Here is a 23,445-nt window from a genome sequence, read left to right on the forward strand (position 1 = left end):
AGCTTCTCAAAGGGCCCCCCCCATGCCGAGGGCGCGCATCACGGCCGCGGTGCGCGTTTCCACGCCCAGCTTCACGTACACGTGCTCCAGGTGCTTGTGCACCGTGCGCGGGCTGATCTGGAGCAGAGCGGCGATCTCGGCGTCGGTCTTGCCACGCGAGAGCCAGTGCATGACGTCGCCTTCGCGCGGGGTGAGGCTGGGCGGCAGGGTGGCGGGCAGCGCAGCCTCCGCACGACAGGCCAGCCGGTACAGCAGCGCCACAGCCACTGCGTGCTCCAGCCCCGCGCGGCGATAGTGCTCGGCCTGCATCGAGGCGCGGCGGAACTCGCGCCGGCGCGGCGCCTTCATCGACATGCGGCGGATTGCATGCACGCCGTGGTGCCGCACGGACGACTGTCCGGACTCCAGCTGTTCCAGCAGGCGAAGTGCGCTCGCGCAATCGCCGCGCGTGAGATGCGTCATGGCATGCCCCTTTCACTTTCATCGTGCATACGCATTGCTGCGTATGGCGCCTGCCCGCGTCGAGACGGACGATGGCCGGTGTCCCTCTGCCGCGAAATCAGTATAGGCAGGCAGGGGACGCGCGAGCCGTCCGCCGGCGAAGGGGAAACACATGGCTATCGACGAAACAAGGCTTAACGCGTTCATGGGTAACTTCGTCCATGACATCGGCGCCGTGATGCACGCCGCAACCATCGTCGTGGGCGACCAGCTCGGCCTGTACAAGGAAATGGCCAAGGGCCCCGGCACCGTGGAAGAACTCGCCAAACGCACCGAGACCGATCCGCGCTACCTGCGCGAATGGCTCTCGGCCCAGGCTGCCAGCGGCTACGTGGAATACGAGCCGGCCAGCCAGCGCTTCTCGCTCACGGAAGAGCAGGCCTTCGCGCTCGCAGAGGAAGGCAGCCCGGCCTTCGTGCCCGGCGCCTTCCAGATCGCGGTGGCGCAGTTCAAGGCGGTGCCCAAGATGGTCCAGGCGATGCGTACCGGCCTGGGCATCGGCTGGCACGAGCACGACCCGGCGCTCTTTCACGGCACCGAGCGCTTCTTCAGGCCCGGCTACGCGGCCAACCTCGTGAGCCAGTGGATACCGGCGCTCGAAGGCGTCTCGGCCGCGCTCGAACGCGGCGCGCGCGTGGCCGACGTGGGCTGCGGGCATGGCGCGTCCACGCTGCTGATGGCGCAGGCCTATCCCGAGTCGAGCTTCGTCGGCTTCGACTACCACGGCCCCTCGATCGAGCGCGCGCGCGAGGCGGCGCGCAAGGCCGGCATCGACGATCCGAAGCGGCTGAGCTTCGAGGTCGCGAGCGCGAAGGACTTTCCGGGCAAGGACTACGACCTGGTGGCCTTCTTCGACTGCCTGCACGACATGGGCGACCCCGTCGGCGCGGCGGCGCACGTGCGCGCCAGCCTCAAGCCGCAGGGCACATGGCTGCTGGTGGAGCCCTTCGCCAACGACCGGCTGGAGGACAACATGAATCCCGTGGGGCGCGTGTTCTATTCGGCGTCGAACTTCATCTGCACGCCTGCCTCGCGCTCGCAGGAAGTCGGCCTGTGCCTGGGCGCGCAGGCCGGCGAGGCGCGCCTTCGCGACGTCGCCGCGCAAGGCGGCTTCGCGCACTTCCGCCGCGCGAGCGAGACGCCCTTCAACCTGATCTTCGAAGCACGTCCGTGAGGACATCCAAGGAGCTGCCGCCATGTCACGCCAATACATCGACTGCCGCGAGTACCCGAGCACGACGAACTGCAGCGTCGCGCTGAGCGCCGACACCGAGAGCGAACTGCTCGATGCCGCCGTCCAGCACGCCGTGACCGTTCACGGCCACACCGACACGCCGGAGCTGCGCAAGCAGCTCGCGAGCATGTTCAAGACCGGCACGCCGCCGCTGCAGATGCCGGCTGCGCAGAAGGTGCCTGCCTGACGCCGCTTCGCGCACCCGGCCATCGTCGTTGCTGCAGTGCACAGCGGCGATGAATACCTTCGGATGAATGCAGACCGGCGCCTCGCGATGAAAGCATCGCGCGCCGGTCGAACACGGCCTTGCCCGCCAAGCGCGCTTTGCAAAGTCGCGCTATGGTTCGCTGCCACCCACGGCGAACCAGAAAAAAGGCAAGGCCCATGATCGATATCAACATCAACGGCCAGTCCGTTGCCATCGACGCGCCCGACGACATGCCCCTGCTCTGGGCACTGCGCGACATCGTCGGGCTCACCGGCACCAAGTTCGGCTGCGGCATCGCCCAGTGCGGCGCCTGCACCGTGCACCTCGACGGCCAGCCCGTGCGATCGTGCGTTCTGCCGGTGGGCTCCATCGGCAAGAAGGCCGTCACCACCATCGAGGCCATCGAACAGACACCGGCCGGCAAGAGCATCCAGAAAGCGTGGCTCGACGTCGACGTGGTGCAGTGCGGCTACTGCCAGTCGGGCCAGATCATGTCGGCCACCGCGCTGATACAGCGCACGCCCAACCCCAGCGATGCAGACATCGACCTCGCCATGTCGGGCAACGTCTGCCGCTGCGGCACCTACTCGCGCATCCGGGCGGCCATCAAGCAGGCCGCCACCGGCAAGGCCGAGGTGATGCAGTCGGTGGCGGTGATGCCTGCAAGGAGCGCATCATGAAGCCGGTCGACCGTCTCGCCAGCGGCATCGGTGGCATCAGCCGCCGCGCGGCCCTGCAGGCCGGCGGCCTCGCGCTGGCCTTCACATGGCTGGGCACGGGCAAGGCCTTCGCCGCGATCAGCCCGAGGCAGCAGCCGGGCGACGCGGCCGCCGCGCTCGCCGACGGCAACCCGGCCTTCGCGCCGAACGCCTTCATCCGCATCGATGCCGACGGCGGTGTGCGGCTGGTGATGCCGATGGCCGAGATGGGCCAGGCGATCTACACCGGCTCGGCGATGCTGCTGGCCGAGGAGCTCGGCGTCGATCTCGACCAGGTGCGCGTGGAGCACTCGCCCGCGAACGAGGCGCTCTACGGCATGCCGCTGCTCGGCGGCCAGATCACCGGCGGCTCGACCAGCACGCGCGGCACCTTCGGCGTCTTGCGCGAAGCCGGCGCCGTGGCGCGCACCCTGCTGGTGAGCGCCGCCGCCGCGCAATGGAAAGTCGACCCGGCGAGCTGCACGGTGGCGCGCGGCGTGGTGAGCCATGCGGCCTCGGGCCGGCAGCTCGGCTTCGGCGCGCTCGCCGGTGCAGCCGCAAAGCTGCCGATGCCGGCCAAGGTGGCGCTGAAGGAGCCGAAGGACTTCAGGCTCATCGGCCAGCCGCTGCGGCGCGTCGATTCGGCGGGCAAGGTCAACGGCACCGCGCAGTTCGGCATCGACGTGCGCGTGCCGGGCATGAAGGTGGCGACTGTCAGGGCGAGCCCCACGCTGGGCGGCGTGCTGGCCTCGGTGGACGACAAGGCCGCGCGCGCCATACCCGGCGTGATCGACGTACTGCGCATCAAGGACGCGGTGGCCGTGGTGGGCGAGCATTTCTGGGCCGCGAAGCGCGGCCTCGAGGCGCTGAAGCTGCAGTGGACGCCGGGGCGCAACGCCACGCTCACAACGCAGCAGCTGCGCGCGGCGCTGGCCGACGCGCTCGCGAAGGACAAGGCCATCGTCGGCAAGGAAACAGGCAAGCGGCCCGAAGGCACGCTGGTGCAGGCCACCTACGACCTGCCGATGCTCGCGCACGCGACCATGGAGCCGCTCAACACCACGGTACACGTGCGGCCCGACGGCTGCGACGTCTGGGTGGGCACGCAGGTGCCGGCGCGCTGCGCGGGCGTGGCCGCGAAGATCACCGGCCTGGCCGAAGACAAGGTGACGGTGCACAACCAGTACCTGGGCGGCGGCTTCGGCCGGCGGCTGGAGACCGACTCGGTCGAGCAGGCCGTGGCCTTCGCGAAGCAGGTGCCCTACCCGCTCAAGGTGGTGTGGACGCGCGAGGAAGACATCCGCCACGACATCGTGCGCCCGATGTACCACGACGAGATCTCGGCCGTGGTCGACGGCGAAGGCCGCATCCAGTGGTTCGGCGACCGCATCTCGGGCGGCACGGTGCTCGGCCGCTGGGCGCCCGCCTTCATGGGCAAGGACGGCATGGACGGCGACCTGATCGAATGCGTGGCCGAGCCCTGCTACGACCTGCCGAACCTCAAGGTCGAATGGGTGCGGCACGACATGCCGGCGGGCCTGAACGTCGGCTGGTGGCGCGGCGTGGGCCCCACGCACAACCTCTTCGTGATGGAGAGCTTCATCGACGAACTCGCGCACCGCGCGAAGAAAGACCCGGTGGCCTACCGCCGCGCGATGCTGCAGAAGAACCCGCGCACGCTCGCCGTGCTCGACCTCGCGGCCAGCAAGATCGGCTGGGGCCAGGGCTCGCTGCCCGCACGCGTGGGGCGCGGCGTGGCCGTGGGCGATGCTTTCGGCAGCCGCGTGTGCGCGATCGTCGAGGCCGAGGTTTCGCCGCAGGGCGAGGTGCGCATGCGGCGCGCGGTGGTCGCGCTCGACTGCGGCATCGCGGTGAACGCGGGCTCCATCGAGGCGCAGGTCCAGGGCGGGCTGCTGTTCGGGCTGAGCGCGGCGCTCTACAACGAGATCACGCTGCGCGACGGTGCCATCGAGCAGAGCAACTTCCACGACTACCGCACGCTGCGCATCAACGAGTCGCCGCCGATCGAAGTGCACATGGTGAAGAGCGGCGAGGCGCCTGGCGGGCTCGGCGAGGTCGGCACCGCCATTGCGGCACCGGCGCTGGCCAACGCGATCTTCGCCGCGACGGGCGTGCGCCTGCGCGCGCTGCCTGTGAATCGCTCGCTGCTGGCGCAGGACAAGGAGGCCCTGAAGAAGAAGATCGCCGATGCAGGGCTCGATGAAGGGAGGACGGCATGAAGCGGCTCTTCAAGACCCTGGCGGTGCTGGTCGTCATCGGCGCCGCGCTCTACTTCTTCCTGAACCGCACCGACGGCTCCGCAGGCGAAGCGCCGGCGCTGGCCGGTGCGCCCAACGACGCAGCACTTCTCGTGCGCGGCGAATACCTCGCCAAGACCGCCGATTGCATCGCATGCCACACGGTGCCCGGCGGCAAGGGGCAACCCTTCGCGGGCGGCCTGCCCTTCGTGCTGCCCTTCGGCACGATCTACTCGTCGAACATCACGGCCGACCCCGAGACGGGCATCGGCAAGTGGACCGACGACCAGTTCGTGCGCGCGCTGCACGACGGCGTGCGCGCCGACGGCAAGCGCCTGTACCCGGCCTTCCCGTACACCTCGTACACCGCGCTGAGCCGCAACGACGTGCTGGCGATCAAGGCGTACCTGTTCAGCCTGCCCAAGGTGATCCAGCCGAACCGGGAGGCCGAGCTGGGCTTTCCGTTCAACCAGCGCTGGGCCATGGGTTTCTGGAACGCAGCCTTCTTCAAGAGCAGCCGCTTCGAGGCCGATGCATCGAAGCCGCTCGCCTGGAACCAGGGCAAGTACCTCGCGACCGCGCTGGGCCACTGCGCCGAATGCCACACGCCGCGCAACTTCGCCTTCGCGATGGAAAAGGGCAACGAGCTCGCGGGCGAATCCATCCAGGGATGGCGCGCCTACAACATCACCTCCGACGCGAAGAACGGCATCGGCGCCTGGAGCGACGCCGAGATCGCCGCGTACCTCACGACCGGCCATGCCGAGGGCCGCGGCTCCGCATCGGGCCCGATGGGCGAGGCGGTGGAGCACAGCCTGCAGTACCTGAAGCCGGAAGACGCCTCGGCACTCGTGAGCTACCTGCGCACGGTGCCCGCGAAAAGCGGCAAGAACCCGATCGAGATCGACGCGAAGGCGCCATGGGCGCTCGCGGCGAGCGCCGCCGCGCCGGCCGCCAACACGGCCGAGGGCCACGAGCAGGGGCTCAGGCTCTTCGCCGCCGCCTGCGCGAGCTGCCACCAGTGGAACGGCAAGGGCCAGCAGACCACAGACGCATCGCTGCTCGGAACGCGCGGCGTGAACGACCCCGACGGCTCCAACGTGACGCAGATGATCCTGCAGGGCGTGCGCATGCACGTGCACGACAGGGAGATCTACATGCCGGCCTTCGGCAAGGCCTATACCGACGCCGAGGTCGCGGCGCTGGCCAACTACGTCATCGCGCAGTTCGGCAACAAGCAGGCCGCGGTGACGCCGGAGTTCGTCGCGAAGCAGCGCGCGCTGGGGCCCAACCCCTGACCTGACCGGCTGGCCACGGGGTTTCGCCGCATCTACACTGCGGCCATGAAGAGAACAGGGGAAGCACAGCGTGGCCTGCAGCCGGTGGTGGAGCTGCGGAAGGAAGCTGCGTCGTATGCCTACTCCGTTCGCGCGCCCCGCTCCAGAGGCGTGATACCCCCCAGCTCTTACCGCAACAGCGGCTTCGCCACGCTGGCCGAATGCCTGGGCGACGTGGCGCGCGCGATGGGCGGCGACTTCGCGCGCATCTACGTGCGGCTCGACGGCCTGTGCGTCGGCGAGCGCGACATCGTGGAATTGCGCCGCGAGCCGGAGAAGGTGGCGGACGAACTGAAGGCCGGGCTCGAGGCCGAGCTGATGAAGGCCAGGGCCGCCCGCGCAATCAAGGCCGAGAGCGTGTCTGAGCCCGACGAAGGCTGATCGCGATCACCAGCCCCGCGGCCGCCGCGCATGCGCCGGCCAGGAACACACCGCCGTACCCTGCCCTGTCGGCCAGCAGCCCGGCCAGCGGACCCGTCAGCCCGTAGGCGACGTCCTGGAAAGCCGCGAACCCGCCCAGCGCCGTGCCGCGCAGATGCGGCTGCACCAGATGCACGACCTCGCGCCCCATGGACGGGAAGATCATCGAGCAGCCGAGCCCCGTGAGGAACGCGCCAACAAGGGCGAGCACAGGATCGGACGCGCTCCAGATCAGCGCCTGCCCCACGGTCTCGACGGCAAGCGAACCGATGGCCACAGGAAGTCCGCCCACGCGGTCCGGCAGATGCCCGAAGAGCACGCGCACCAGCACGAAACCGCCGCCGAAGGCCGTCAGGCCCAGCCCGGCGAAGCGCCAGTGCTGGTCGAGGAAGTGCAGCGTGAAGAACGCACCGATCGCCGCGAAGCCGATGCCCTGCAGGCACACGATGGTGCCGTGCGGCCAGACCTGTCCGATCACGCGCCAGAACGGCGGGCGCACGGCTCCGGGGTGTGCGGACACGCCGGCCAGGCGCCAGATCGCCAGCATGCCGAGGCAGGGCAGGATCACTCCGACGCCCATGACGCCGGCATAACCGAAGCGCTGCTGCAGCACGAGGCCGATCGGCCCGCCGACCGCCAGCGCGCCGTAGATGGCGGCACCGACCAGCGCCAGCACCTTCCCCGAGCGCACCGGGCCCACGAGCCCGATGCCCCAGCCGATGATGCCGACGCCGACCAGGCTCTCGCCGAGGCCGACCAGCAGTCGGCCGGCAAGCAGGACGAGGTAGGCCGTCCACGGCGACTGCGACAGCAGGCCCGCGGCCAGCGAGCTCAGCGCCCCGCTCACGTAGAAGACCAGCCCGCGCATCACCGCGGACTTGGCCCCGGCGCGGTCGGACAGGGTGCCGGCATACGCCCGGCTCAGGACGGTGGCGAGAAAGGCGATGCCGACGCCGAGGCCGGCCCACACGTTGCCCAGACCGAGCTGCCCGGTCACGAAGATCGGAACGACGGGCAGGGACATGCCGACGCAGAGATATGAAATGAAGAGGATGGCCGTCAGCAGCAGCAGGCGGCCTTGCGCGGGGTCGCGCGTCGATGATGGTGGCGATGAAGTTGCGGCTCGTGTCGATTGGAAAGTCATGGTGTCGTCCAGGTTCATGGTGTTCTCCCGGTCGATCGGAGCGCGCACGCGAACGCACCCCGACCGGCAAGGATCGTGGAGTGCGTTGGTTGACGTCAGACGCTTACGGCCAGTGCGACTGGCACTGCGGACACCCAGCGGTCCGCGTTGGAGTTGTCGTCAGCCGGCGTAGTAGCCGGGCTGGTCGATGTCGGACAGCAGGCCAGGGCCGGTCGGCGTCCAGTCCAGCCGCGCGCGGGTGCGCTCGCTGGACGCGGCCATGTCGGCGCCCGCGAAGTCTGCGAACCAGCCGAAGTGCTCTCGTCCGCGCGACTCGACCGGCAGGCCGAGCCGGCGGCCGATGACCGCGGCGATGTCCTTGAACGGGACGCCCTCGTCCGCGACGGCATGGAAGACCGCTTCGTCTCCGCCCTGCTCGATCGCGAGGCGGTAGATGCGCGCGGCATCGAGCCGGTGCACGCCGGCCCAGCGGTTCAGGCCTTCGCCGAGGTAGGCCGAGACGCCCTTCTCGCGCGCAAGGCGAATCAGGATCGGAATGAACCCGTGGTCTCCCAGGCCGTGCACCGAAGGTGCGAGCCGGACCGTCGCGGCGCGCACGCCGCTCGCCGCCAGCGCACGCGCGGTGGTTTCGGACTTGCGCACGAAGGACGGATCGGGAACATCCGCTTCGGTCGCGAGCCGCCCCGGCGCGAGCCGCGCGAGACCGGAAGTGACCAGCAGCGGGCGCCCCGAAGTCCCAAGTGCGTTTCCGAGCGTTTCGATCGCAAGCCGGTCCTGCCCGGCGTTCTCGGCGAACTTCGAGAAATCGTGGTTGAACGCGGTGTGGACCACCGCGTCCGCCGCGGAAGCAGCCTCGTGCAAGGCCTCGAGGTCGTCGAGCGTGGCGCGCACAGCCTGCGCGCCCGCCGCCTCGAGCTCGGCGGCCTTGTCGGCGGAGCGGACGAGACCGGCCACGCGGTGGCCCGCGCCGACCAGCTCCCGAACCACGGCCGAGCCGACCCACCCGGTCGCGCCGGTGACGAATATTTTCATTGCTGTGTTTCCTTGGCGGCCGGATTCATCCGAGCCGCATCGACAGTTCGACGTCCTCGCCGAAGGGCGTGGACATGTAGCCCGAGGCGGGCGAGCGCACGTGCGCGAGGTACTCGGGGCTGTAGTCCGCGTTGTCGGCGACGACGAACGCGCCCGGCTTCAGGCGGCTCTCGACCAGCGCGAGGATTTCGGGATAGAGCGCCTTGGCGCCGTCGAGCAGCAGCAGGTCGATGGATACCGGGAGGTCTGTGGCGAGCGTCTTCAGCGCATCGCCTTCGCGGATCTCGACCAGGTCGGCAAGGCCGCCGGCCGCGAGGTTGTGGCGGGCCCGCGCAACCTTGGAAGGCTCGAACTCGGTGGTGATGACGCGGCCGCCGCCGTTGTCGCGCACGGCCGCTGCGAGGTGCAGCGTCGAAATGCCGAACGAGGTGCCGAACTCGACGATGTTTTGTGCGCCGCTGCTGCGCGCCAGCATGTAGAGCAGCACGCCGGTCTCGCGCGAGACGGGAAGCGGAACGTCCTTGAGCCGCGCGTAGAAATCGAGATAGCCGGTCTTGCTGCGCATGAGCTTCGAGCGCTCTTCGTCGGAAAGGCCGGCGACCGCGGCGCTCATGGCCGGCGATGCCTCGGCGGCCTCGTCGAACAGGCGCTCCAGCAAGGGTGCCAGCGGTGTGGTGGTGAGGGTTGTCACAGGGGTTCTTCGTGTTGGAGTGAAGGTGCGCTCATAATATGAAGGAACATTCACATTTCCTATTCGCGTTGCGAACCCCCCCATGGCAGACCGCCGAAGCGCACCGATCTCCTCTAGAAGAAAGCCCAAGCAGGCCCGCTCCAACGAGCTCGTCGCCGCGATCCTCGAAGCGGCCCTTCAGGTTCTGGAGAAGGAAGGCGCCCGGCGCTTCACCACCACGCGCGTGGCCGAGAGGGCCGGCGTGAGCGTCGGGTCGGTGTACCAGTACTTTCCGAACAAGGCGTCGATCCTCTTCCGGCTGCAGAGCGACGAGTGGAAGCAGACGAGCGACATGCTGTGCGGCATCCTCGAAGACGCGCAGCGGCCGCCGCTGGAGCGGCTGCGCATGCTGGTGCACGCCTTCGTGCGCTCGGAGTGCGAGGAAGCCGGCATGCGCGTGGCGCTCAGCGACGCCGCCCCGCTCTACCGCGACGCGCCCGAAGCGCACGACGCACACGCCGCCGGCGACCGCGCCATGCAGGCCTTCATGCGCGAGGCTCTGCCCGATGCCGGCGACGCCGTGCGCGCCATGGCCAGCGACCTGGTCACGACCACCTTCAGCGCGGTCGGCAAGCAGTTCTCGGAAAGCCCGCGGACCGACGCCGAGATCACCGCCTATTCGGACGCGATGGCCGACATGTTCTGCGCCTATCTCCGGAGCCTCGGGCACGGGCACGAGCAGGAAAGCGGGCAGGAGAAGAAGGAAAAGAAGCGCCCTCGCCGCCCGGCGCGCTCCTAGCCCTTTTGTATTTCGCGCGAAACATTGCTTACCTCCTGATGCAGTTCAGGGGATGCCCGCGCCTGGCACCTCCGCGCCTGTAGTGCGTTGTGCCTCAACCCGCGACAGCTGCACGCGTCGCATGTAACGGTCGCACCGCCGATCGGCCCCGCCTGGGTACCCGCTTCCGGGCATATGCCCGGCCGCAACGCGTACTTACATTTTTGACTTGTAAATCGAAAACGACGGCATGTGCAGGCGTGGAAAGACGCGCGCCCGCACGCGGGAGCCTGCCCGTTCAGGTGACGAACGAACAAGTTGACAAGCCATGAACAAGGTTTTTCGGACCCTCTGGAATCCAGCCCGCGGCACCTGGGTCGCCGCACCCGAAACCTCGCGCGGCCATGCGCGCTCGGCCAGGTCGGGTGAATCGGCAAGCTTCGTCCTCGCCCCTGCGCTGGCGGCACTGCTGCTGGGCGCCGGCCCTGCCCTGGCGGCGGGCGGTGCCGGCGGCCAGCCCACCAACGACACCTCGCTGCACGCCGGCTCCGGCGGCGCCAACGGCACCGGCGGCAGCGGCGGTCTCAACGACACCACGGTGAACGCGAACGGGGGCGCCGGCGGATCGTCGACCGACGCGGGCCCGACGGCCGGCTCCAACGCCAACATCGGCTCCTTCGCCGGAGCCGCTGCCGGCACGGGCGGCGCGGCGGGAGCCGGCAGCAACGTCGTCGGCCCCGGCGTGTTGCAGGGCGACAACGGCGCCGCAGGCCAGTCGCAGACCGGCGACTTCAGCAACGGAAACGGCTACGGCGGCGGCGGCGGCGGCGGGTTCCAGGGCTCGTCGATAGGCAGCGGCGTCACCTCCTCTTCCAGCAGCTACACGGGCGGTACCGGTGGCGCGGGCGGCAACGGCTACTGGGCGGCCGGCGGCGGCGGCGCGGGCGGCTACGGCTCCATCCTCTCCGGGCCGACCGGCAACTACACCGCCTCCGGCAGCTCGACGGGCGGTGCCGGCGGCAAGGGCGGCGACGCCTTCTCGCAAGGCGGTGGCGGCGGCAGCGGCGGCGGCGGGTTCTTCCTGAACGCGACCACGCCAGGACTCTCGTACACGAACAGCGGCGCCGTCACCGGCGGTGCGGGCGGCGCGGGCGGCTCCGAACTGCTGCCGGCGCGCAGCAACGCATCCGGCGGTGGAGGCGGCGCCGGCGGCAACGGCATCACGCTGAGCGGCAGCGCGGTGTCGGTGACCAATTCCGGCACGGTGAGCGCGGGCGCCGGCGGCGCGGGCGGGGCCGGTGGCGGCGGTGCGGGCGGCACCGGCGCGCCCGGAGCCGGCGGCGACGGCGGTGTCGGCCTGCAGGCGACGGGCAGCAGCAGCACCACGATCACCAACAGCGGCTCCATCACCGGCGGCAACGGCGGCGTCGGTGGCGCCAACAGCAACGGGGGCGCGAGCGGCGCCAACGGCGCGGGCGGCGTCGGCGTGACGGGCGCCAACCTCTCCATCGTGCACAGCGGCAGCATCACGGGCGGCATGGGCGGCGACGGCATCACCCGCGCGGCAGCCGTGGAGTTCACCGGCGGAAGCAACAGCCTGACGCTGAATGCCGGCGCGATGCTGACGGGCGCCGTCGCCATCGACAGCGGCGCTACAGCCAGCATCATCGCGGGCGCCAACGGCCTGAGCCTGAGCAGCCCGCTGCTGCTGGGCGGCACGGGCACCATCGACACCAACGGCCACGACATGGGATGGTCGGGCCCCATCTCCGGAGCCGCTGGCCTGGTGAAAAGCGGCGCGGGCACGCTGACGCTGTCCGGCGCCAACGTCTACGCCGGCGCCACGAGCGTCAACGCCGGCACCCTTCGCGCCGGAGCGGCCGGCGCGCTCAGCAGCGCCAGCGCCTTCACGGTTGCATCGGGGGCGACGCTCGACCTCGCCGGCCAGAGCCAGACCATCGCGTCGATGGCCAGCGGCGGCACCGTCTCGCTGGTGGGCTCGGCGCCGGGCACCACGCTCACCGTCACCGGCCCGTGGGTGGGCAACGGCGGCACGCTGCGCCTGGGCACGGCGCTGGGCAACAGCAGCAGCGCGACCGACCGGTTGATCCTCAGCGGCAGCACCGCCATCGCCAGCGGCACGACCAACGTGCAGATCACCAACCTCGGCGGGCTGGGCGCGCTGACCACCGGCAACGGCATCGAGGTCGTCAGCGCGATCAACGGCGCCACGACCACCGCGCAGACCACGAAGAGCGCCTTCGCACTCGCGGGAGGCCACGTCGACGCCGGCGCCTACGAGTACCGGCTGTACGCGGCCGATGCCAGCGGTGCCGGCGAGAACTGGTACCTGCGCTCCAGCACCATCGTCACCCCGCCGACCAATGGCGGCGGCGGAGGCGGAAGTACCGGAGGCAGCAGCGGCGGAAGCGGAAGCGGAAGCAGCGGCGGCGGCATCTCCGTGCCTACCTACCGCGCCGAAGTGCCGCTGTACGCCGCGCTGCCCGAGCAGTTCCGCCAGGCCAACCTGTCGATGCTCGGCAGCATGCGCCAGCGCATGGGCGACGACGGCCCTCCGGGCAGCAACGACGCCGGCCCCGCCATGGCCGACCGCGGCTACCGCCAGGTCTGGGCCCGCATCATCAGCACCGACCGGACCATCAGCCAGGGCGGCACCGTGAGCCCCACCAGCAAGGGGCGTCTCACCGGCTTCCAGGCCGGCACCGACCTGTGGGCCGACGCCCACTGGCACGCCGGCGTCTATGTCGGCGAGCTCAACGGCGACATGCGCGTGAACGGCTTCGCGCGCGGCATCGTCAACTACGCGGCCGGCTCCAACGACCTGCGCAGCCAGTACCTGGGCGCCTACGCCACCTGGAAGAGCGACAGCGGCCTGTACGTCGACGGCGTGCTGCAGGCCGGGCGCCACCACTACACGGCATCGCCCGCGCTGAGCTACTCCGGCTCCGGCAAGGGCAACAGCCTGCTGGCTTCCATCGAAGTGGGCCAGTCGTTCGCCATCGCACCGGGCTGGACCATCGAACCGCAGCTGCAGCTGGTGCACCAGCACATCAGCCTGGACGACGCCGGCATCGCCGCCGCGCTGGTGCAGCAGCACAGCCACAGCGGATGGCTGGCGCGCGCCGGCGTGCGGGTGAAGGGCGAGATCGCCACCTCCGCCGGCCTGCTGCAGCCCTACGTGCGCTTCAACGTCTACCGAAGCGGCAGCGGCACCGACACCAGCCGCTTCATCGGCCCCGCGGCGTACACCGACATCGCGACCCGCACCGGCGGCACCAGCACCGAACTGGCGGCGGGCGCCACGCTGCAGCTCACGCCGAACGCGAGCCTGTACGCGGAGCTGGGCAAGCTCTGGGCCTCGGGCGGCGGCGTGCGCACGAAGAGCAGCGGCATCGAGGGCAGCGTGGGCGTGAAGTTCCGCTGGTGAGCTGCCGCGCGGACCTACGGCTGCCCGCCACCGCCGTCCGCGCGAACCGTCCCGACGACGGACAGCACCGCATCGATCACGGCCGCCGGATCGTAGAACTGGATGTCGTGGCTGGACTTCGGCAGCGACAGGTGCCTGCCGCGAGACGACCACGTCGCCTCCTCCGCGTGAAGCTGCTGCCAGATGGCCAGCACCTCGCGGCCCTGCGCGGGCGTGATCTTCATGCCACGGAGTTCGGCCTCGGTGTACGGCGCCATCGCGGTGAGCACCACCAGCGGGCGGCTTCCGAAGTCGCGGAAGGCGCCGGTTTCGGCGAGCACGGCTTCGGTCGCGTCGTTCTCCGCCATCTGCGTGACCATCGACTTGGGGGCGTAGGCGCGGACCGCCTGCGCGTCGTGCTCGCTCTGGTTCGGCGCCCGGGGCAGGAGCCTCGGGGCCGCCGCCCTCAGCAGGCCCGACCACGCCAGCGACACCGCGATGCGCGAACGCAGCGAGCGGGTTTCCGTCATGTAGGCGGCGACGCGCGCCACCTGGTCCGGATGCGACGGGTCCACGAGAACCAGCCCCGCCACCTCGTCGCCGAAGTACCGCGTGAAGGTCGTCGCATAGAGCCCGCCCAGCGACTGGCCGACCAGCACGAAGGGGCCGCGTTCGCCCGCGCGCGCCAGGGCTTCGTGGAGATCGTTCACCACCTGCTTCGCGCTGATCGGCGCGCCCGACGGGTCGCTCCACATCAGCCCCGCGCGGCTGTACGAACATGCGCGGGTGCGCGCCGCGATGGCGGGCTGCACCGCCGACCAGCTCAGCGCGCCATCGACGCTCAGCCCCGCCTCGAAGACGACGGTGGGCGAGCCGGAGCCGCGGCAGTCGAGCTGTATCCGCCGCCCGCCGCCGACGTCGACCATCTTCCCCGGCGCCGGGAAATCGCGTTCCGCCCGGTAGCGTCCCACCTGCTCGTAGACCACGCCCGCAAGCACGGCCAGCGCGAGGATTGCCGCGATCCAGAAGACGATGCGCATCGGAGCCAAGGATGTGTTCGACGAAGGCTTCACCGCGACCATGGTGCCACCGCCGGCCCGCCGAAGCCACCGGTCAGCGCTTCTTCGTGCGGGCGTCGCGCACCGGCCCCGGCACGAAGGCATTGGTGCGCTCGATGTAGTCGCGATAGGCGGGCCGGCGCTCGCCGATGTCGCTTTCGAGCATGCGCACGCCCGAGACCTTCAGCAGCAGCCAGGTCATGAGCAGCGGCGACACGATGCTCCACGCCCCGCCCCAACCCGTACCGCCTACGGCCATGAGCCAGATGCCCCACCACGTGCAGGCCTCGCCGAAGTAGTTGGGATGCCGGGTGTAGTGCCAGAGGCCCCGGTCCATCACCTGGCCCGCGTTCTTCGGGTCGGCCCTGAAGCGTGCCATCTGCGCATCGCCGATGGCCTCGAACAGGATGCCGGACAGCGCCAGCGCCGCGCCGACCGCGTCGAGCAGGCCCAGCGGCCGCGCGGCCGCCATGCCCAGCAGGAAAGGCGCCGACACGATCCACGCCAGCATCGCCTGCAGTGCGAACACGAGGTACAGGCTCCTGAAGCCGAAGTTCGGCTGGTTGCGCGCGCGGATCGCCTGGTAGCGGCGATCTTCGCCGTGGCCCCAGTTGCGCCAGGTGATGTAGATGCACAGCCGCAGCGCCCACGCCGCGCCGAGCACCGCCATGCAGAGCCCGCGCGCCGTCGGCCCCGCCGGCAGCAACGCGAGATACACGAGGCCGGCGCCCGCGATGAAGACCGGCCACATGCGGTCGACAAGGCTCGCGTCATGCCGCACCAGGCTCACCGCCCACGTCAGCAGCGCCAGCGAGGCCGTCCACGCGAGGCCTGCCAGCGCCACCGCCGTCATGCCGCCGCTCATGCGCGGCGCTCGAAGAGATAGTGGCTCACCCACCAGCGCTGCCCGTGGTCGAAGCCGAACAGCTCCGCCACCGACATGAAGAACAGCCGCCAGCGCGTCCACCACACCTTGGCCTCGTCGCCGTAGGTGGCCCGAAAGAGCGGCAGCAGCGCGTCGCGGCGCTCGTCCATGTTGCGCAGCCAGGCCTCGGCGGTGCGCTGGTAGTGGCGCCCTTCCCAGCGCCAGCGGCGCAGCAGGCGCAGGTCGTCCTGGCAATGCAGCGCCAAGTCGTCGCTGGGCATCATCCCGCCGGAGAAGAAGTAGCGGCTCATCCAGTCGCTCGGGTCGCGCACCTCGAAGGGATACGGCGCCTCGCGGTGCGCGAACACGTGCATGAAGAAGCGCCCCTCGGGCCTGAGCCAGCGCGCCACGTTGGCGAAGGCCCGCGGCCAGTTGCGCAGGTGCTCGAACATCTCGACCGACACCACGCGGTCGAAGCGCTCGTCGGTGTCGAAGACGTTGATGTCGCGGGTCAGCACGCGCACGTTGCCCAGCCCGCGCTCTCTCGCCTGCGCCTCGATGTACTCGCGCTGCGAGTTCGAGTTCGACAGCGCCGTGATCCAGCTACCCGGATAGTGCTCGGCCATCCACAGCGTGAGCGAGCCCCAGCCGCAGCCCAGCTCCAGCACGTCCTGCCCGTTCGCCAGGCCCGCGCGCTCGCAGGTGGCTGCCAGCGCGGCTGACTCGGCCTCTTCCAGCGTGCGGGTGCCTTCGGGCCAGTAGCAGCTGCTGTACTTGCGATGGTTGCCCAGCACCTCGCCGAAGAAGGCGGCGGGCACCTCGTAGTGCTGCTCGTTGGCCTTCTCGGGCAGGGGCGCGAGGCTGGCCGCGCCCATGCGGGCGACGAAGTCCTGCGTCAGGTCGGCCACCGCCAGCGCGTTGCCGGCCTGCAACTCGGCGAGCCGGTCCTTCAGCAGCCGGCGGATGCCCTGTCGGACCACGGTATCGGGCACCAGGCCCTTCTCGACCCAGCGGATGGCGAATGCGATGTCCTGCGGCATGTGCGTCTCGTCTTTCCTCGTTGGGCACGCGCGACGAGGCGTGCCGTGAATGGGTGTACGCAGCGAATCGGGTTTTGGATGAGGCTCCCGACCCGATGGCCGAAAGAGCTTCAGCTACAGTCGGCCACAACCCGGCCTTCCTGTCGAGCGGCCGCAACCCCATCTTCCCGACCGCATGCGTGACGTCCTCTATTACTCGCTGATGCTCCTGCTGGGATTCGCCTGGTACAGGTTCGGGCAGAACCTGCTGCGCAAGGGGCTTCGCGACGAGAACGACCAGTTCACCCAGGGCATCGTGGGGCCCGTGGGCTTCCTCATGGCCGCCGGCGTGGCCTGCTACCTGCTCTTCGCCGTGCTGCGTGCGCTGGTTAGGGGCGAGGTTCCATGCGTCGGCAAGGCTTGCTCGGGACAGCTCTACACCCTGGCGGCGCACGCCGGCGAGTACTGGGCCAACCTGTTCTTCATGGCGTGGATCGTGGTCGCCCTCGGCTACGCGATGTATGTGACGCTCAGGATCTGGTTCAGGGCCTAGGGCCATCCGGGCCGGCCGGAAAACTCGCGGGAGAACGCATGGAAATTCGCCAGATAGCCCCATCGGAACTCGGGAGCCTCCTGGAGCTGTACCGGCATCTCCACGAAGTCGACGATCCGTTGCCGGACGCCGCCATCGTCGAAGCCGTCTGGCAGGAACTGATGGACAACCCGCGCTACCGGTACTTCGGGGCCTACGCGGCAGGAAAACTCGTCTCCAATTGCACCATCACCGTCGTCCCGAACCTCACCCGCGGATGCAGGCCCTACGGCGTGATCGAGAACGTCGTGACCCACGCCGGCCACCGCAAGCAGGGCCTTGGCAAGGCCGTGCTCGCCGAGGCGCTGTCCTTCGCATGGGCGCAGGGCTGCTACAAGGTCATGCTGATGACCGGCAGGAAGGACGAGGCGACCTTCCGGTTCTACGAATCGGCGGGCTTCAGTCGCCATGACAAGCAGGCGTTCGTTGCGAAGCCGCCGGCGCCCGGGGCGGAAGCTGCATAAGGCCCGGAGTGCGACTTCCAGCTTTCGCCATGGCCGGCCGGCCTTTCGACAACAAGAAGTCGTGACCGACCGCGCGAGGCGGCGGCGCACACGCGTCGTCACCGCCTTCGGGGGCTGAACTCGTCGCAGCGCCTCTTCCCGGAAGAAAGCAGGCACTGCATTCTCTTGTCCTCGACACCCACCAGATCCATGTACGGACTCGTTCCCGTCGCGCCGTCGGGGTAGGTCACCAGGTAGCTGCGGCTGTCCCCGGGGGCTGTGCGAACCGTCATGGCCATGTCGTCGAACACCCGGGGCTCCAGGGACATGGTTCCCGATGCCGAAGGATCGAAGCTCGGCGGGAAGAAGCCCGACTTGGGCTGCAGCCGGACTTCGTTCTTCGAAGGGTCGTCCTTCACGAAGACCACGGGGAAATACTCGAACCGCATCCTCACGTTCGGAGAGCGGACGGAATCTTTCCTGCTCCTGAATTCGATCTTGTTTCCGTGCGAAACGACTTCTCTTCCGTTGACCAGGGGATTCCTGCTCCTGTATTTGAACGACGTTTCCAGTGACACCAGCTTCCACTGGCAAGGTCCTCCGGCATCGATGGCAAGACGCGCCTTGTACTCACCGTCGGCAGGCTCCCTGACAAGCTCGACCTTCCCGAAGTTCGAGGCTCGCATCAGGGCGGTACCGCTTTGCGACTGACCGCCCACGCCGTAGCTCCTCGCCTCCTCGCACTTTTCCGATTCGTACTCCAGCGAGACAGGCAGGGGCTCGAGGCCACCTTCCGGTTTCACCACCAGCGTCAGCCAGCGGGCATCGGCGGGAGGGCTTTGCGTGCGATCGGCCTTTTGATCCAGATCCAGGGCCGGGGCGCAACCTACCATTGAAAGACAGATCGTCAATATCGGGATGCCGGATTTCTTCATTTTTTTGCCGGCACAAAGTGGCCGGATTTTCCTGAGTCTGATCGGGCAAAAAGTGTATTTGACCCGGCCATTTCCGCGCCCGCCAAAGCACCGGCGCAGATACACGAGCCAGCGACGTTCCGTGATGAAGCAGAATTTGCTTCGCACACCTGCAGCGACTGTTCACCCGGAGCCCGCATGACCCAGCTCGGAAAGCCCGAAGACATCCCCCGCGCATTCGAAGCCGCATGGAACAGCCACGACATGGCTGCCCTCGGCGCCCTCTTCCACGAGGACGCGACGTTCGTGAATCGCTTCGGGCATTACGTGCGCGGCGTTGCGGAAATCGTCGCCCTGCATGAACCCATCCACGCGACCATCTACAGCGATTCCACGCTGGAAAACGAGTTGATCGACGTGGTCGCGCTGGGTGACGATGCCGTAGTCACGCACTTCTGGAGCCGCCTTGCGGCCGGCGCTGCGCATCCGGCGGGGCCCCATGCGGTGGATACGCTGATCCTCGCCGTGCTGACGCGGCAGGCCGATGGCGGGTGGCGGATCAAAGCGCTCGAGAACGTCACGCTGACCAATCCCCGCACGGGAGAAACGGTGCTGAGGGAGCGCAAGAGCGCCTGAGCCGACGGCGCGAAATGCCGCCGCGCTCGCAACTCGATCCATCGTCAACAGCCAAAGGAGACCCCGTGGCTCTTCGCGCCAGCTGCCTGTGCCAGGGCATCGCCATCGAAATCGACGGCCCCGTTCGCAACATGCTGTTCTGCCACTGCTCCATGTGCCGCAAGGCCCACGGTTCGCCCTTCAGGGCGCGGGGCCGCGTCAGGACCGACGATCTGCGATGGGTGCGCGGCGAAGACCTGATGCGGTTCTACGAGTCGTCACCGGGCGAGCACAGGGGCTTCTGCTCGGTCTGCGGCTCCAACATCTTCACCAGGTTCGATGCCCGGCCGCAGGAGCTGGGCCTTGCGCTCGGAATCCTCGACGACGATCCGGGCGGCCGCCCTACATGCCATGTGTTCGTGGGCTCGAAGGCCCCGTGGTACGAAATCGCCGATACGCTGCCCCGGCACGAGGCCTTTCCTCCCGGCTATGCGCCGCCCCAGGCCGAACCGGGCGACGGCTGATCGCGCCTTCAGACCGAAGACGCTTCCCTGTGGCTCGCAACAGCGCGCCGCCCGCGCTTGACGGCGTACATCGCCTCGTCGGCCAGCCGCAACGCCTCGGCCGCCGAAGTGCTGCGCGGATCGACGGCGACCACGCCGACGCTCGCGCCGCGGTAGTCGATCGTGGTGCCCTGCAGCTGCAGCTCGCCGACGGTGCTTTCGCCGAGCCGGTCGGCCAGCGATCGTGCCGCGGCGTTCGGCGACTCGCCGAAGGCGGGGCCGGCACCGATCACCACGAACTCGTCGCCGCCGTTGCGCGCCAGCATGTCGCCCGCGCGCAGCGAGGCCGACAGGCGAGCGGCCATGGCCACGAGGAAATCGTCGCCGATGTCGTGGCCGTGGGTGTCGTTGATCTTCTTGAAGCCGTCCATGTCGATGAAGCCGACCAGCACGCTGGTGTTGTCGCGCTCGCCCTGCGCCATCAGCCGGCGCAGGCTGTCGATGAGGGTCCGGCGGTTCGGCAGGCCGGTGAGCGCGTCGGTGGAAGCCAGGGTGACGACCTCGGCATGCGCCTTCTCCAGCTTCCTGTAGAGCAGCTCGCGCTCCACCTGCTGGCCGATCAGTCGGGCGAACAACTGCAGCACCGGCTCGGCATGCGGCGGCAGGGGCTGCTGCTCGGCGCTCGCGGCGCACAGGGTGCCGAACAGGTCGCCGCTCTCGGTCTTGACCGGGGTGCTCACGTAGGTCTGGATGCCGAGCTGGCGGGCCGCGTCGGAATCGCCCCAGCAGCTGGCGACGTCGCCGGTGTACATGCGGCCCTCCTCCATGGCACGCTTGCACAGGGTGTCGGCCCATGGCACGGTGAGGCCCTCGGGAATGCTCAGTTGCCTCACGTTGCGCGAGAAGAGGATGTGCTGCTGCCCCTTGTCGAGGTCGATGGTGGTCAGATAGGTCGACTCCAGCCCCGTCACAGCGCCGAGCATCTCGAGCATCGGGCGGGTCAGGTCTTCCAGCGTCCGGGCCGAAGCCACCGAGTCGGAGAGTTGTTCGATCAGAGATTCCATGGCCGACATTTTGACGGCGATGCGGCCCGGGCAGCCGTTTCCCCGTCGCCAGGAGGCTTTCGGACGGCGCTGCAACCCGGGATTCATCGGCTTATGCTTGGGCCGGCCTCCGGTTCGCGCGGGCCCCTTCCAGCAGGAAAAACCAGGAAAGACACCCGAAAACTCATGTTTGACCACGTCAAGTTCGGAGTGAGCGACTATGCGGCGAGCAAGGCGTTCTTCCTCAAGGCCCTCGAACCGCTCGGCGTAGCCGTCGTCTCGGAGGGCGTGCCGAGCTACGGCGTCGAGCTCGCCTCGGACAGCAAGGCCTCGCTGTGCCTGTTCCAGACCGACGAGAAGCCGGCGCACCTCCACCTTGCCTTCAAGGCGGCGAACCGCCAGCAGGTCGACGCCTTCCATCGCGCGGCCCTGGAGGCGGGCGGCAGGGACAACGGCGCGCCCGGCCTGCGCCCGCAGTACCACGCGAACTACTACGCGGCCTTCGTCATCGGCCCGGACGGGCACAACATCGAAGCGGTCTGCAGCGAGCCCGTGGCCTGACTGGCCCCGGGGCCGCGGCAGGATCAGCGCGTCGCGCGCGACCAGGCCTCGTACAGGTCCTCGCCTTCGTCGCGCACGGGCAGCGGGCGCACAGGCATCTCGCGCTGCTCGATGGGCCGGGCGATTTCCAGGTAGCCGCGCTCGGCCGAAAGGTCGTGCGGCTCGCCGTCTTCATTGGAGTAGGCGTAGTAGACCTCCTTCACGCCGGCCAGGTACATGGCCGTGAGGCACATGGGGCACGGGTAGCCGCTCGCGTACACGACGCTGCCCGACAGATCGGTGCCGCCCTGCGCCTTGGCGGCGATGCGCACCGCCTGCATCTCGGCATGGGCCGTGGGGTCGCACAGGGCGTCGACCTCGTTGACGGCATGCGCCAGCACCTTGCCGTCGCGCACCAGCACTGCGCCGAAGGGCCATGTCTTTCGCTCGCGCACGTTGCGCATGGCCAGGCGGATGGCGTCGACCATGTATTTCTCGGCGTTCGAATCGGGTTGGAGTTGGGCTTGGGCTTGGGCTTGGGTCATGGTTGGGAGCTCCGGCGGCAATCAGCTGCCGCGATACGTTGAAAAGAACCAGGGCGCGCACAGCATCGGCACGTGGTAGTGCTGCGCGGCGTCGAAGATGGAAAAGCGCACGGGCACCACGTCCGAGAGCCCGTCGGTGGCCTTGAAGTGGTCTCCGACGTGGAAGCGCAGCTCGAAGTGGCCGGTGCGCGCGTCCTTTGCCGCGAGCATGGGCGCGTCGGTGCGGCCGTCGGCGTTGGTGCGGGTGCTGTTGATGCGCGTGGGCGGATTGGTCGCCACGTCGTAGAGCTCCACCTGCAGGCCCGCCAGGGGCCGGCCGTTGGTGATGTCGAGCACGTGCGTCGAGATGCCGGTCATGTCGTTTCCTTTCCTTTTCTTTCGTGACTGCGATGGGCTCAACTGCCGCGCGAATAGGTGTAGCTCCACGGGCCGAACTGGATCGGCAGGTGGATGCGCTCCGCGATGTTCACCACGCGGATGCGCACCGGCAGCTTCGTCAGGAAGGGCGGCATGGGCAGCGCGGCCTTCTTGCCGGCGAAGTAGTCGTCCACGTGCAGCAGCACTTCGTAGTCGCCGGGCCGGTAGCTGTCGCCGACCAGCAAAGGATCTTCCGAGCGCCCGTTGCCGTTCATGACGACGCTGCGCAGCAGCCTGTAGCTGCCGCCTTCCAGCCGGGAGAAGTCGATGCGCAGGCCGGTGGCGGCCGCGCCGTGGAAGGTGTCCAGCGCATGCACCGTCAGGCGCGGGCTCACGCCGTGCAGCACGATGGGGCCGCTGGCCTGGGCCGGGCCCGCCGGCGCGGCACCCGGCTGCTGCTGCGCCAGCGCTGTGCGCGCGCTCAGCGCCGCCGCGCCCAGGGCCAGCCCCGAGAGCGCGAACTGCCTGCGCGCGGGTTGGGATACGACTTGATTCGCCATGCTTTGTCTCCTGTCGTTGTCTGCCCTTTTCCGGGCGAGGGAAGGCCTGGCCGGTGCGGGCAACGCACCGGCCGGCGGGAACCGGAACATGTCGTCGGGAAAGCGAAAAGGAGGTGGAGGCTTCAGCCGTCCACCAGGGCGTCGATGCGCCCGCGGGTGATGAACCCGATCTGTTCGAGCGCAGCGCGGTGCTCGGTCTCGGTGCTCGCCGCCGTGCGCGTGCGCATCGCCTCGAAGATCTGCTGCCTGGTGTTGCGGCGCACGGCGATGATGAAGGGGAAGCCGTGGCGCTCGCGATACGCGCGGTTCAGGCGCTGCATCTCGCCCAGCTCCTCGCGGCTGAGCGCGTCGAGGCCGGCGCTGCGCTGCTCGCCGACAGATTCGGCCGTCATCGTGCCCGACTGGGCCTCGCGGCCGGCCAGCTCGGGGTGGCCGCAGAGGAAGGCGATGCGGCGCTCCTGCGGCGCCTGCCGCACCACGTCGAGCATCGCGGCATGCAGCGCGTCGACGTCGGCAAAAGGCCGGCGCGACCAAGCGGCCTGCGCGACCCAGGGGGAGTTCTCGAAAGTCGGCCCGACGGCGGCGACGAAGGCGTCGCGGTCCATGTCGTTGAGTTCGGCCAGGTTCAGGCGGGTGGCGGTGAGGGACATCGTTCGTTCTCGGTGATGGCTGGTGCGATGGCTG

General features: G+C 69.3%; 26 protein-coding genes. 13 read left to right on the plus strand and 13 right to left on the minus strand.

Annotated features, from left to right (window positions below):
• Window positions 1-6: 6 nt before the first annotated feature.
• Window positions 7-462, minus strand: coding sequence for a response regulator transcription factor (locus SFB74_RS23030; protein ID WP_432726606.1), 456 nt, complete (start codon window positions 460-462; stop codon window positions 7-9).
• A gap of 151 nt (window positions 463-613) precedes the next feature.
• Between SFB74_RS23030 and SFB74_RS23035 the strand changes: the two genes are divergently transcribed.
• From SFB74_RS23035 to SFB74_RS23060, 6 genes are all read left to right on the plus strand, one after another.
• Entirely contained in the window at window positions 614-1,675 is a 1,062-nt protein-coding gene (locus SFB74_RS23035; RefSeq protein WP_432726608.1) for a class I SAM-dependent methyltransferase, read from the plus strand.
• A gap of 22 nt (window positions 1,676-1,697) precedes the next feature.
• Window positions 1,698-1,922, plus strand: coding sequence for a DUF1059 domain-containing protein (locus tag SFB74_RS23040; RefSeq protein ID WP_432726609.1), 225 nt, complete (start codon window positions 1,698-1,700; stop codon window positions 1,920-1,922).
• Between the two features lie 197 nt (window positions 1,923-2,119).
• Window positions 2,120-2,623, plus strand: a complete 504-nt coding sequence (locus SFB74_RS23045) for a (2Fe-2S)-binding protein (RefSeq protein WP_432726610.1) — start codon at window positions 2,120-2,122, stop codon at window positions 2,621-2,623.
• Entirely contained in the window at window positions 2,620-4,881 is a 2,262-nt protein-coding gene (locus SFB74_RS23050; RefSeq protein WP_432726611.1) for a molybdopterin cofactor-binding domain-containing protein, read from the plus strand. The genes SFB74_RS23045 and SFB74_RS23050 overlap by 4 nt, the downstream gene beginning before the upstream one ends.
• A complete protein-coding gene (locus tag SFB74_RS23055; protein WP_432726612.1) occupies window positions 4,878-6,197 on the plus strand; it encodes a c-type cytochrome in 1,320 nt (439 codons plus the stop codon). Before SFB74_RS23050 ends, SFB74_RS23055 begins: the two co-directional genes overlap by 4 nt.
• A gap of 45 nt (window positions 6,198-6,242) precedes the next feature.
• Window positions 6,243-6,617, plus strand: coding sequence for a hypothetical protein (locus tag SFB74_RS23060; RefSeq protein ID WP_432726613.1), 375 nt, complete (start codon window positions 6,243-6,245; stop codon window positions 6,615-6,617).
• On the opposite strand, the gene SFB74_RS23065 is transcribed toward SFB74_RS23060, so the two are convergent.
• The 3 genes from SFB74_RS23065 to SFB74_RS23075 form a co-directional block, all read right to left on the minus strand.
• Window positions 6,580-7,818, minus strand: a complete 1,239-nt coding sequence (locus SFB74_RS23065; protein ID WP_432726614.1) for an arabinose transporter — start codon at window positions 7,816-7,818, stop codon at window positions 6,580-6,582. The genes SFB74_RS23060 and SFB74_RS23065 overlap by 38 nt on opposite strands.
• A gap of 141 nt (window positions 7,819-7,959) precedes the next feature.
• Window positions 7,960-8,832 (minus strand): SDR family oxidoreductase, encoded by an 873-nt coding sequence (locus SFB74_RS23070; protein ID WP_432726615.1) that lies wholly within the window; start codon window positions 8,830-8,832, stop codon window positions 7,960-7,962.
• A gap of 25 nt (window positions 8,833-8,857) precedes the next feature.
• Entirely contained in the window at window positions 8,858-9,523 is a 666-nt protein-coding gene (locus SFB74_RS23075; RefSeq protein WP_432726617.1) for an O-methyltransferase, read from the minus strand.
• Between the two features lie 82 nt (window positions 9,524-9,605).
• On the opposite strand from SFB74_RS23075, the gene SFB74_RS23080 reads away from it, so the two are divergent.
• A complete protein-coding gene (locus SFB74_RS23080; RefSeq protein WP_432726618.1) occupies window positions 9,606-10,301 on the plus strand; it encodes a TetR family transcriptional regulator in 696 nt (231 codons plus the stop codon).
• Between the two features lie 307 nt (window positions 10,302-10,608).
• Window positions 10,609-13,728: an autotransporter outer membrane beta-barrel domain-containing protein gene (locus SFB74_RS23085; RefSeq protein WP_432726619.1), complete on the plus strand. Its 3,120-nt coding sequence runs from the start codon at window positions 10,609-10,611 to the stop codon at window positions 13,726-13,728.
• Between the two features lie 14 nt (window positions 13,729-13,742).
• Here the strand turns inward: SFB74_RS23085 and SFB74_RS23090 are convergent, their stop codons facing one another.
• The 3 genes from SFB74_RS23090 to SFB74_RS23100 all read right to left on the minus strand — a co-directional run bounded on the left by SFB74_RS23090 (window position 13,743) and on the right by SFB74_RS23100 (window position 16,670).
• On the minus strand, window positions 13,743-14,747 hold the full coding sequence (locus tag SFB74_RS23090; RefSeq protein WP_432726620.1) for an alpha/beta fold hydrolase: 1,005 nt from the start codon (window positions 14,745-14,747) through the stop codon (window positions 13,743-13,745).
• A 73-nt stretch (window positions 14,748-14,820) separates the two neighbouring features.
• Window positions 14,821-15,630, minus strand: a complete 810-nt coding sequence (locus tag SFB74_RS23095) for a DUF1295 domain-containing protein (RefSeq protein WP_432726621.1) — start codon at window positions 15,628-15,630, stop codon at window positions 14,821-14,823.
• Complete coding sequence (locus SFB74_RS23100) at window positions 15,627-16,670, minus strand: SAM-dependent methyltransferase (RefSeq protein ID WP_432726623.1); 1,044 nt, start codon at window positions 16,668-16,670, stop codon at window positions 15,627-15,629. Before SFB74_RS23100 ends, SFB74_RS23095 begins: the two co-directional genes overlap by 4 nt.
• Before the next feature lie 175 nt (window positions 16,671-16,845).
• Here SFB74_RS23100 and SFB74_RS23105 point away from each other — a divergent pair, with 175 nt between their 5' ends.
• Both SFB74_RS23105 and SFB74_RS23110 read left to right on the plus strand, forming a co-directional pair.
• Window positions 16,846-17,202 (plus strand): hypothetical protein, encoded by a 357-nt coding sequence (locus tag SFB74_RS23105; RefSeq protein ID WP_432726624.1) that lies wholly within the window; start codon window positions 16,846-16,848, stop codon window positions 17,200-17,202.
• A 38-nt stretch (window positions 17,203-17,240) separates the two neighbouring features.
• Window positions 17,241-17,705, plus strand: coding sequence for a GNAT family N-acetyltransferase (locus SFB74_RS23110; RefSeq protein WP_432726625.1), 465 nt, complete (start codon window positions 17,241-17,243; stop codon window positions 17,703-17,705).
• 98 nt (window positions 17,706-17,803) lie between these two features.
• Here SFB74_RS23110 and SFB74_RS23115 read toward each other — a convergent pair whose 3' ends face one another.
• On the minus strand, window positions 17,804-18,619 hold the full coding sequence (locus SFB74_RS23115) for a hypothetical protein (RefSeq protein WP_432726626.1): 816 nt from the start codon (window positions 18,617-18,619) through the stop codon (window positions 17,804-17,806).
• 177 nt (window positions 18,620-18,796) lie between these two features.
• On the opposite strand from SFB74_RS23115, the gene SFB74_RS23120 reads away from it, so the two are divergent.
• Both SFB74_RS23120 and SFB74_RS23125 read left to right on the plus strand, forming a co-directional pair.
• Window positions 18,797-19,234, plus strand: coding sequence for a YybH family protein (locus SFB74_RS23120; RefSeq protein ID WP_432726627.1), 438 nt, complete (start codon window positions 18,797-18,799; stop codon window positions 19,232-19,234).
• A gap of 65 nt (window positions 19,235-19,299) precedes the next feature.
• Window positions 19,300-19,737: a GFA family protein gene (locus tag SFB74_RS23125; RefSeq protein ID WP_432726628.1), complete on the plus strand. Its 438-nt coding sequence runs from the start codon at window positions 19,300-19,302 to the stop codon at window positions 19,735-19,737.
• 8 nt (window positions 19,738-19,745) lie between these two features.
• On the opposite strand, the gene SFB74_RS23130 is transcribed toward SFB74_RS23125, so the two are convergent.
• On the minus strand, window positions 19,746-20,780 hold the full coding sequence (locus tag SFB74_RS23130) for a sensor domain-containing diguanylate cyclase (RefSeq protein ID WP_432726629.1): 1,035 nt from the start codon (window positions 20,778-20,780) through the stop codon (window positions 19,746-19,748).
• Between the two features lie 165 nt (window positions 20,781-20,945).
• Between SFB74_RS23130 and SFB74_RS23135 the strand changes: the two genes are divergently transcribed.
• On the plus strand, window positions 20,946-21,320 hold the full coding sequence (locus SFB74_RS23135; protein ID WP_432726630.1) for a VOC family protein: 375 nt from the start codon (window positions 20,946-20,948) through the stop codon (window positions 21,318-21,320).
• Between the two features lie 23 nt (window positions 21,321-21,343).
• Here SFB74_RS23135 and SFB74_RS23140 read toward each other — a convergent pair whose 3' ends face one another.
• The 4 genes from SFB74_RS23140 to uraD all read right to left on the minus strand — a co-directional run bounded on the left by SFB74_RS23140 (window position 21,344) and on the right by uraD (window position 23,411).
• Window positions 21,344-21,844: a nucleoside deaminase gene (locus SFB74_RS23140; protein WP_432726631.1), complete on the minus strand. Its 501-nt coding sequence runs from the start codon at window positions 21,842-21,844 to the stop codon at window positions 21,344-21,346.
• A 21-nt stretch (window positions 21,845-21,865) separates the two neighbouring features.
• The gene (gene uraH, locus SFB74_RS23145) at window positions 21,866-22,201 is read right to left on the minus strand and encodes a hydroxyisourate hydrolase (protein WP_432726632.1); all 336 of its coding nucleotides are present in this window, start codon (window positions 22,199-22,201) and stop codon (window positions 21,866-21,868) included.
• 38 nt (window positions 22,202-22,239) lie between these two features.
• Window positions 22,240-22,761, minus strand: a complete 522-nt coding sequence (locus tag SFB74_RS23150; RefSeq protein WP_432726633.1) for a hydroxyisourate hydrolase — start codon at window positions 22,759-22,761, stop codon at window positions 22,240-22,242.
• Between the two features lie 122 nt (window positions 22,762-22,883).
• Window positions 22,884-23,411 (minus strand): 2-oxo-4-hydroxy-4-carboxy-5-ureidoimidazoline decarboxylase, encoded by a 528-nt coding sequence (uraD, locus tag SFB74_RS23155; RefSeq protein ID WP_432726634.1) that lies wholly within the window; start codon window positions 23,409-23,411, stop codon window positions 22,884-22,886.
• Window positions 23,412-23,445: the final 34 nt, after the last annotated feature.

The sequence above is a fragment of the Variovorax xiamenensis genome, from assembly GCF_050916385.1.
In the GTDB taxonomy this organism is placed as follows: domain Bacteria; phylum Pseudomonadota; class Gammaproteobacteria; order Burkholderiales; family Burkholderiaceae_C; genus Variovorax.

Excerpts from the sequence above, each read along its gene's own strand:
- SFB74_RS23030 (WP_432726606.1), bottom strand. The coding sequence starts at position 462 with ATGACGCATCTCACGCGCGGCGATTGCGCGAGCGCACTTCGCCTGCTG.
- SFB74_RS23035 (WP_432726608.1), top strand. The coding sequence starts at position 614 with ATGGCTATCGACGAAACAAGGCTTAACGCGTTCATGGGTAACTTCGTC.
- SFB74_RS23040 (WP_432726609.1), top strand. The coding sequence starts at position 1,698 with ATGTCACGCCAATACATCGACTGCCGCGAGTACCCGAGCACGACGAAC.
- SFB74_RS23045 (WP_432726610.1), top strand. The coding sequence starts at position 2,120 with ATGATCGATATCAACATCAACGGCCAGTCCGTTGCCATCGACGCGCCC.
- SFB74_RS23050 (WP_432726611.1), top strand. The coding sequence starts at position 2,620 with ATGAAGCCGGTCGACCGTCTCGCCAGCGGCATCGGTGGCATCAGCCGC.
- SFB74_RS23055 (WP_432726612.1), top strand. The coding sequence starts at position 4,878 with ATGAAGCGGCTCTTCAAGACCCTGGCGGTGCTGGTCGTCATCGGCGCC.
- SFB74_RS23060 (WP_432726613.1), top strand. The coding sequence starts at position 6,243 with ATGAAGAGAACAGGGGAAGCACAGCGTGGCCTGCAGCCGGTGGTGGAG.
- SFB74_RS23065 (WP_432726614.1), bottom strand. The coding sequence starts at position 7,818 with ATGAACCTGGACGACACCATGACTTTCCAATCGACACGAGCCGCAACT.
- SFB74_RS23070 (WP_432726615.1), bottom strand. The coding sequence starts at position 8,832 with ATGAAAATATTCGTCACCGGCGCGACCGGGTGGGTCGGCTCGGCCGTG.
- SFB74_RS23080 (WP_432726618.1), top strand. The coding sequence starts at position 9,606 with ATGGCAGACCGCCGAAGCGCACCGATCTCCTCTAGAAGAAAGCCCAAG.
- SFB74_RS23085 (WP_432726619.1), top strand. The coding sequence starts at position 10,609 with ATGAACAAGGTTTTTCGGACCCTCTGGAATCCAGCCCGCGGCACCTGG.
- SFB74_RS23090 (WP_432726620.1), bottom strand. The coding sequence starts at position 14,747 with ATGCGCATCGTCTTCTGGATCGCGGCAATCCTCGCGCTGGCCGTGCTT.
- SFB74_RS23095 (WP_432726621.1), bottom strand. The coding sequence starts at position 15,630 with ATGAGCGGCGGCATGACGGCGGTGGCGCTGGCAGGCCTCGCGTGGACG.
- SFB74_RS23100 (WP_432726623.1), bottom strand. The coding sequence starts at position 16,670 with ATGCCGCAGGACATCGCATTCGCCATCCGCTGGGTCGAGAAGGGCCTG.
- SFB74_RS23105 (WP_432726624.1), top strand. The coding sequence starts at position 16,846 with ATGCGTGACGTCCTCTATTACTCGCTGATGCTCCTGCTGGGATTCGCC.
- SFB74_RS23110 (WP_432726625.1), top strand. The coding sequence starts at position 17,241 with ATGGAAATTCGCCAGATAGCCCCATCGGAACTCGGGAGCCTCCTGGAG.
- SFB74_RS23115 (WP_432726626.1), bottom strand. The coding sequence starts at position 18,619 with ATGAAGAAATCCGGCATCCCGATATTGACGATCTGTCTTTCAATGGTA.
- SFB74_RS23120 (WP_432726627.1), top strand. The coding sequence starts at position 18,797 with ATGACCCAGCTCGGAAAGCCCGAAGACATCCCCCGCGCATTCGAAGCC.
- SFB74_RS23130 (WP_432726629.1), bottom strand. The coding sequence starts at position 20,780 with ATGGAATCTCTGATCGAACAACTCTCCGACTCGGTGGCTTCGGCCCGG.
- SFB74_RS23135 (WP_432726630.1), top strand. The coding sequence starts at position 20,946 with ATGTTTGACCACGTCAAGTTCGGAGTGAGCGACTATGCGGCGAGCAAG.
- SFB74_RS23140 (WP_432726631.1), bottom strand. The coding sequence starts at position 21,844 with ATGACCCAAGCCCAAGCCCAAGCCCAACTCCAACCCGATTCGAACGCC.
- uraH (WP_432726632.1), bottom strand. The coding sequence starts at position 22,201 with ATGACCGGCATCTCGACGCACGTGCTCGACATCACCAACGGCCGGCCC.
- SFB74_RS23150 (WP_432726633.1), bottom strand. The coding sequence starts at position 22,761 with ATGGCGAATCAAGTCGTATCCCAACCCGCGCGCAGGCAGTTCGCGCTC.
- uraD (WP_432726634.1), bottom strand. The coding sequence starts at position 23,411 with ATGTCCCTCACCGCCACCCGCCTGAACCTGGCCGAACTCAACGACATG.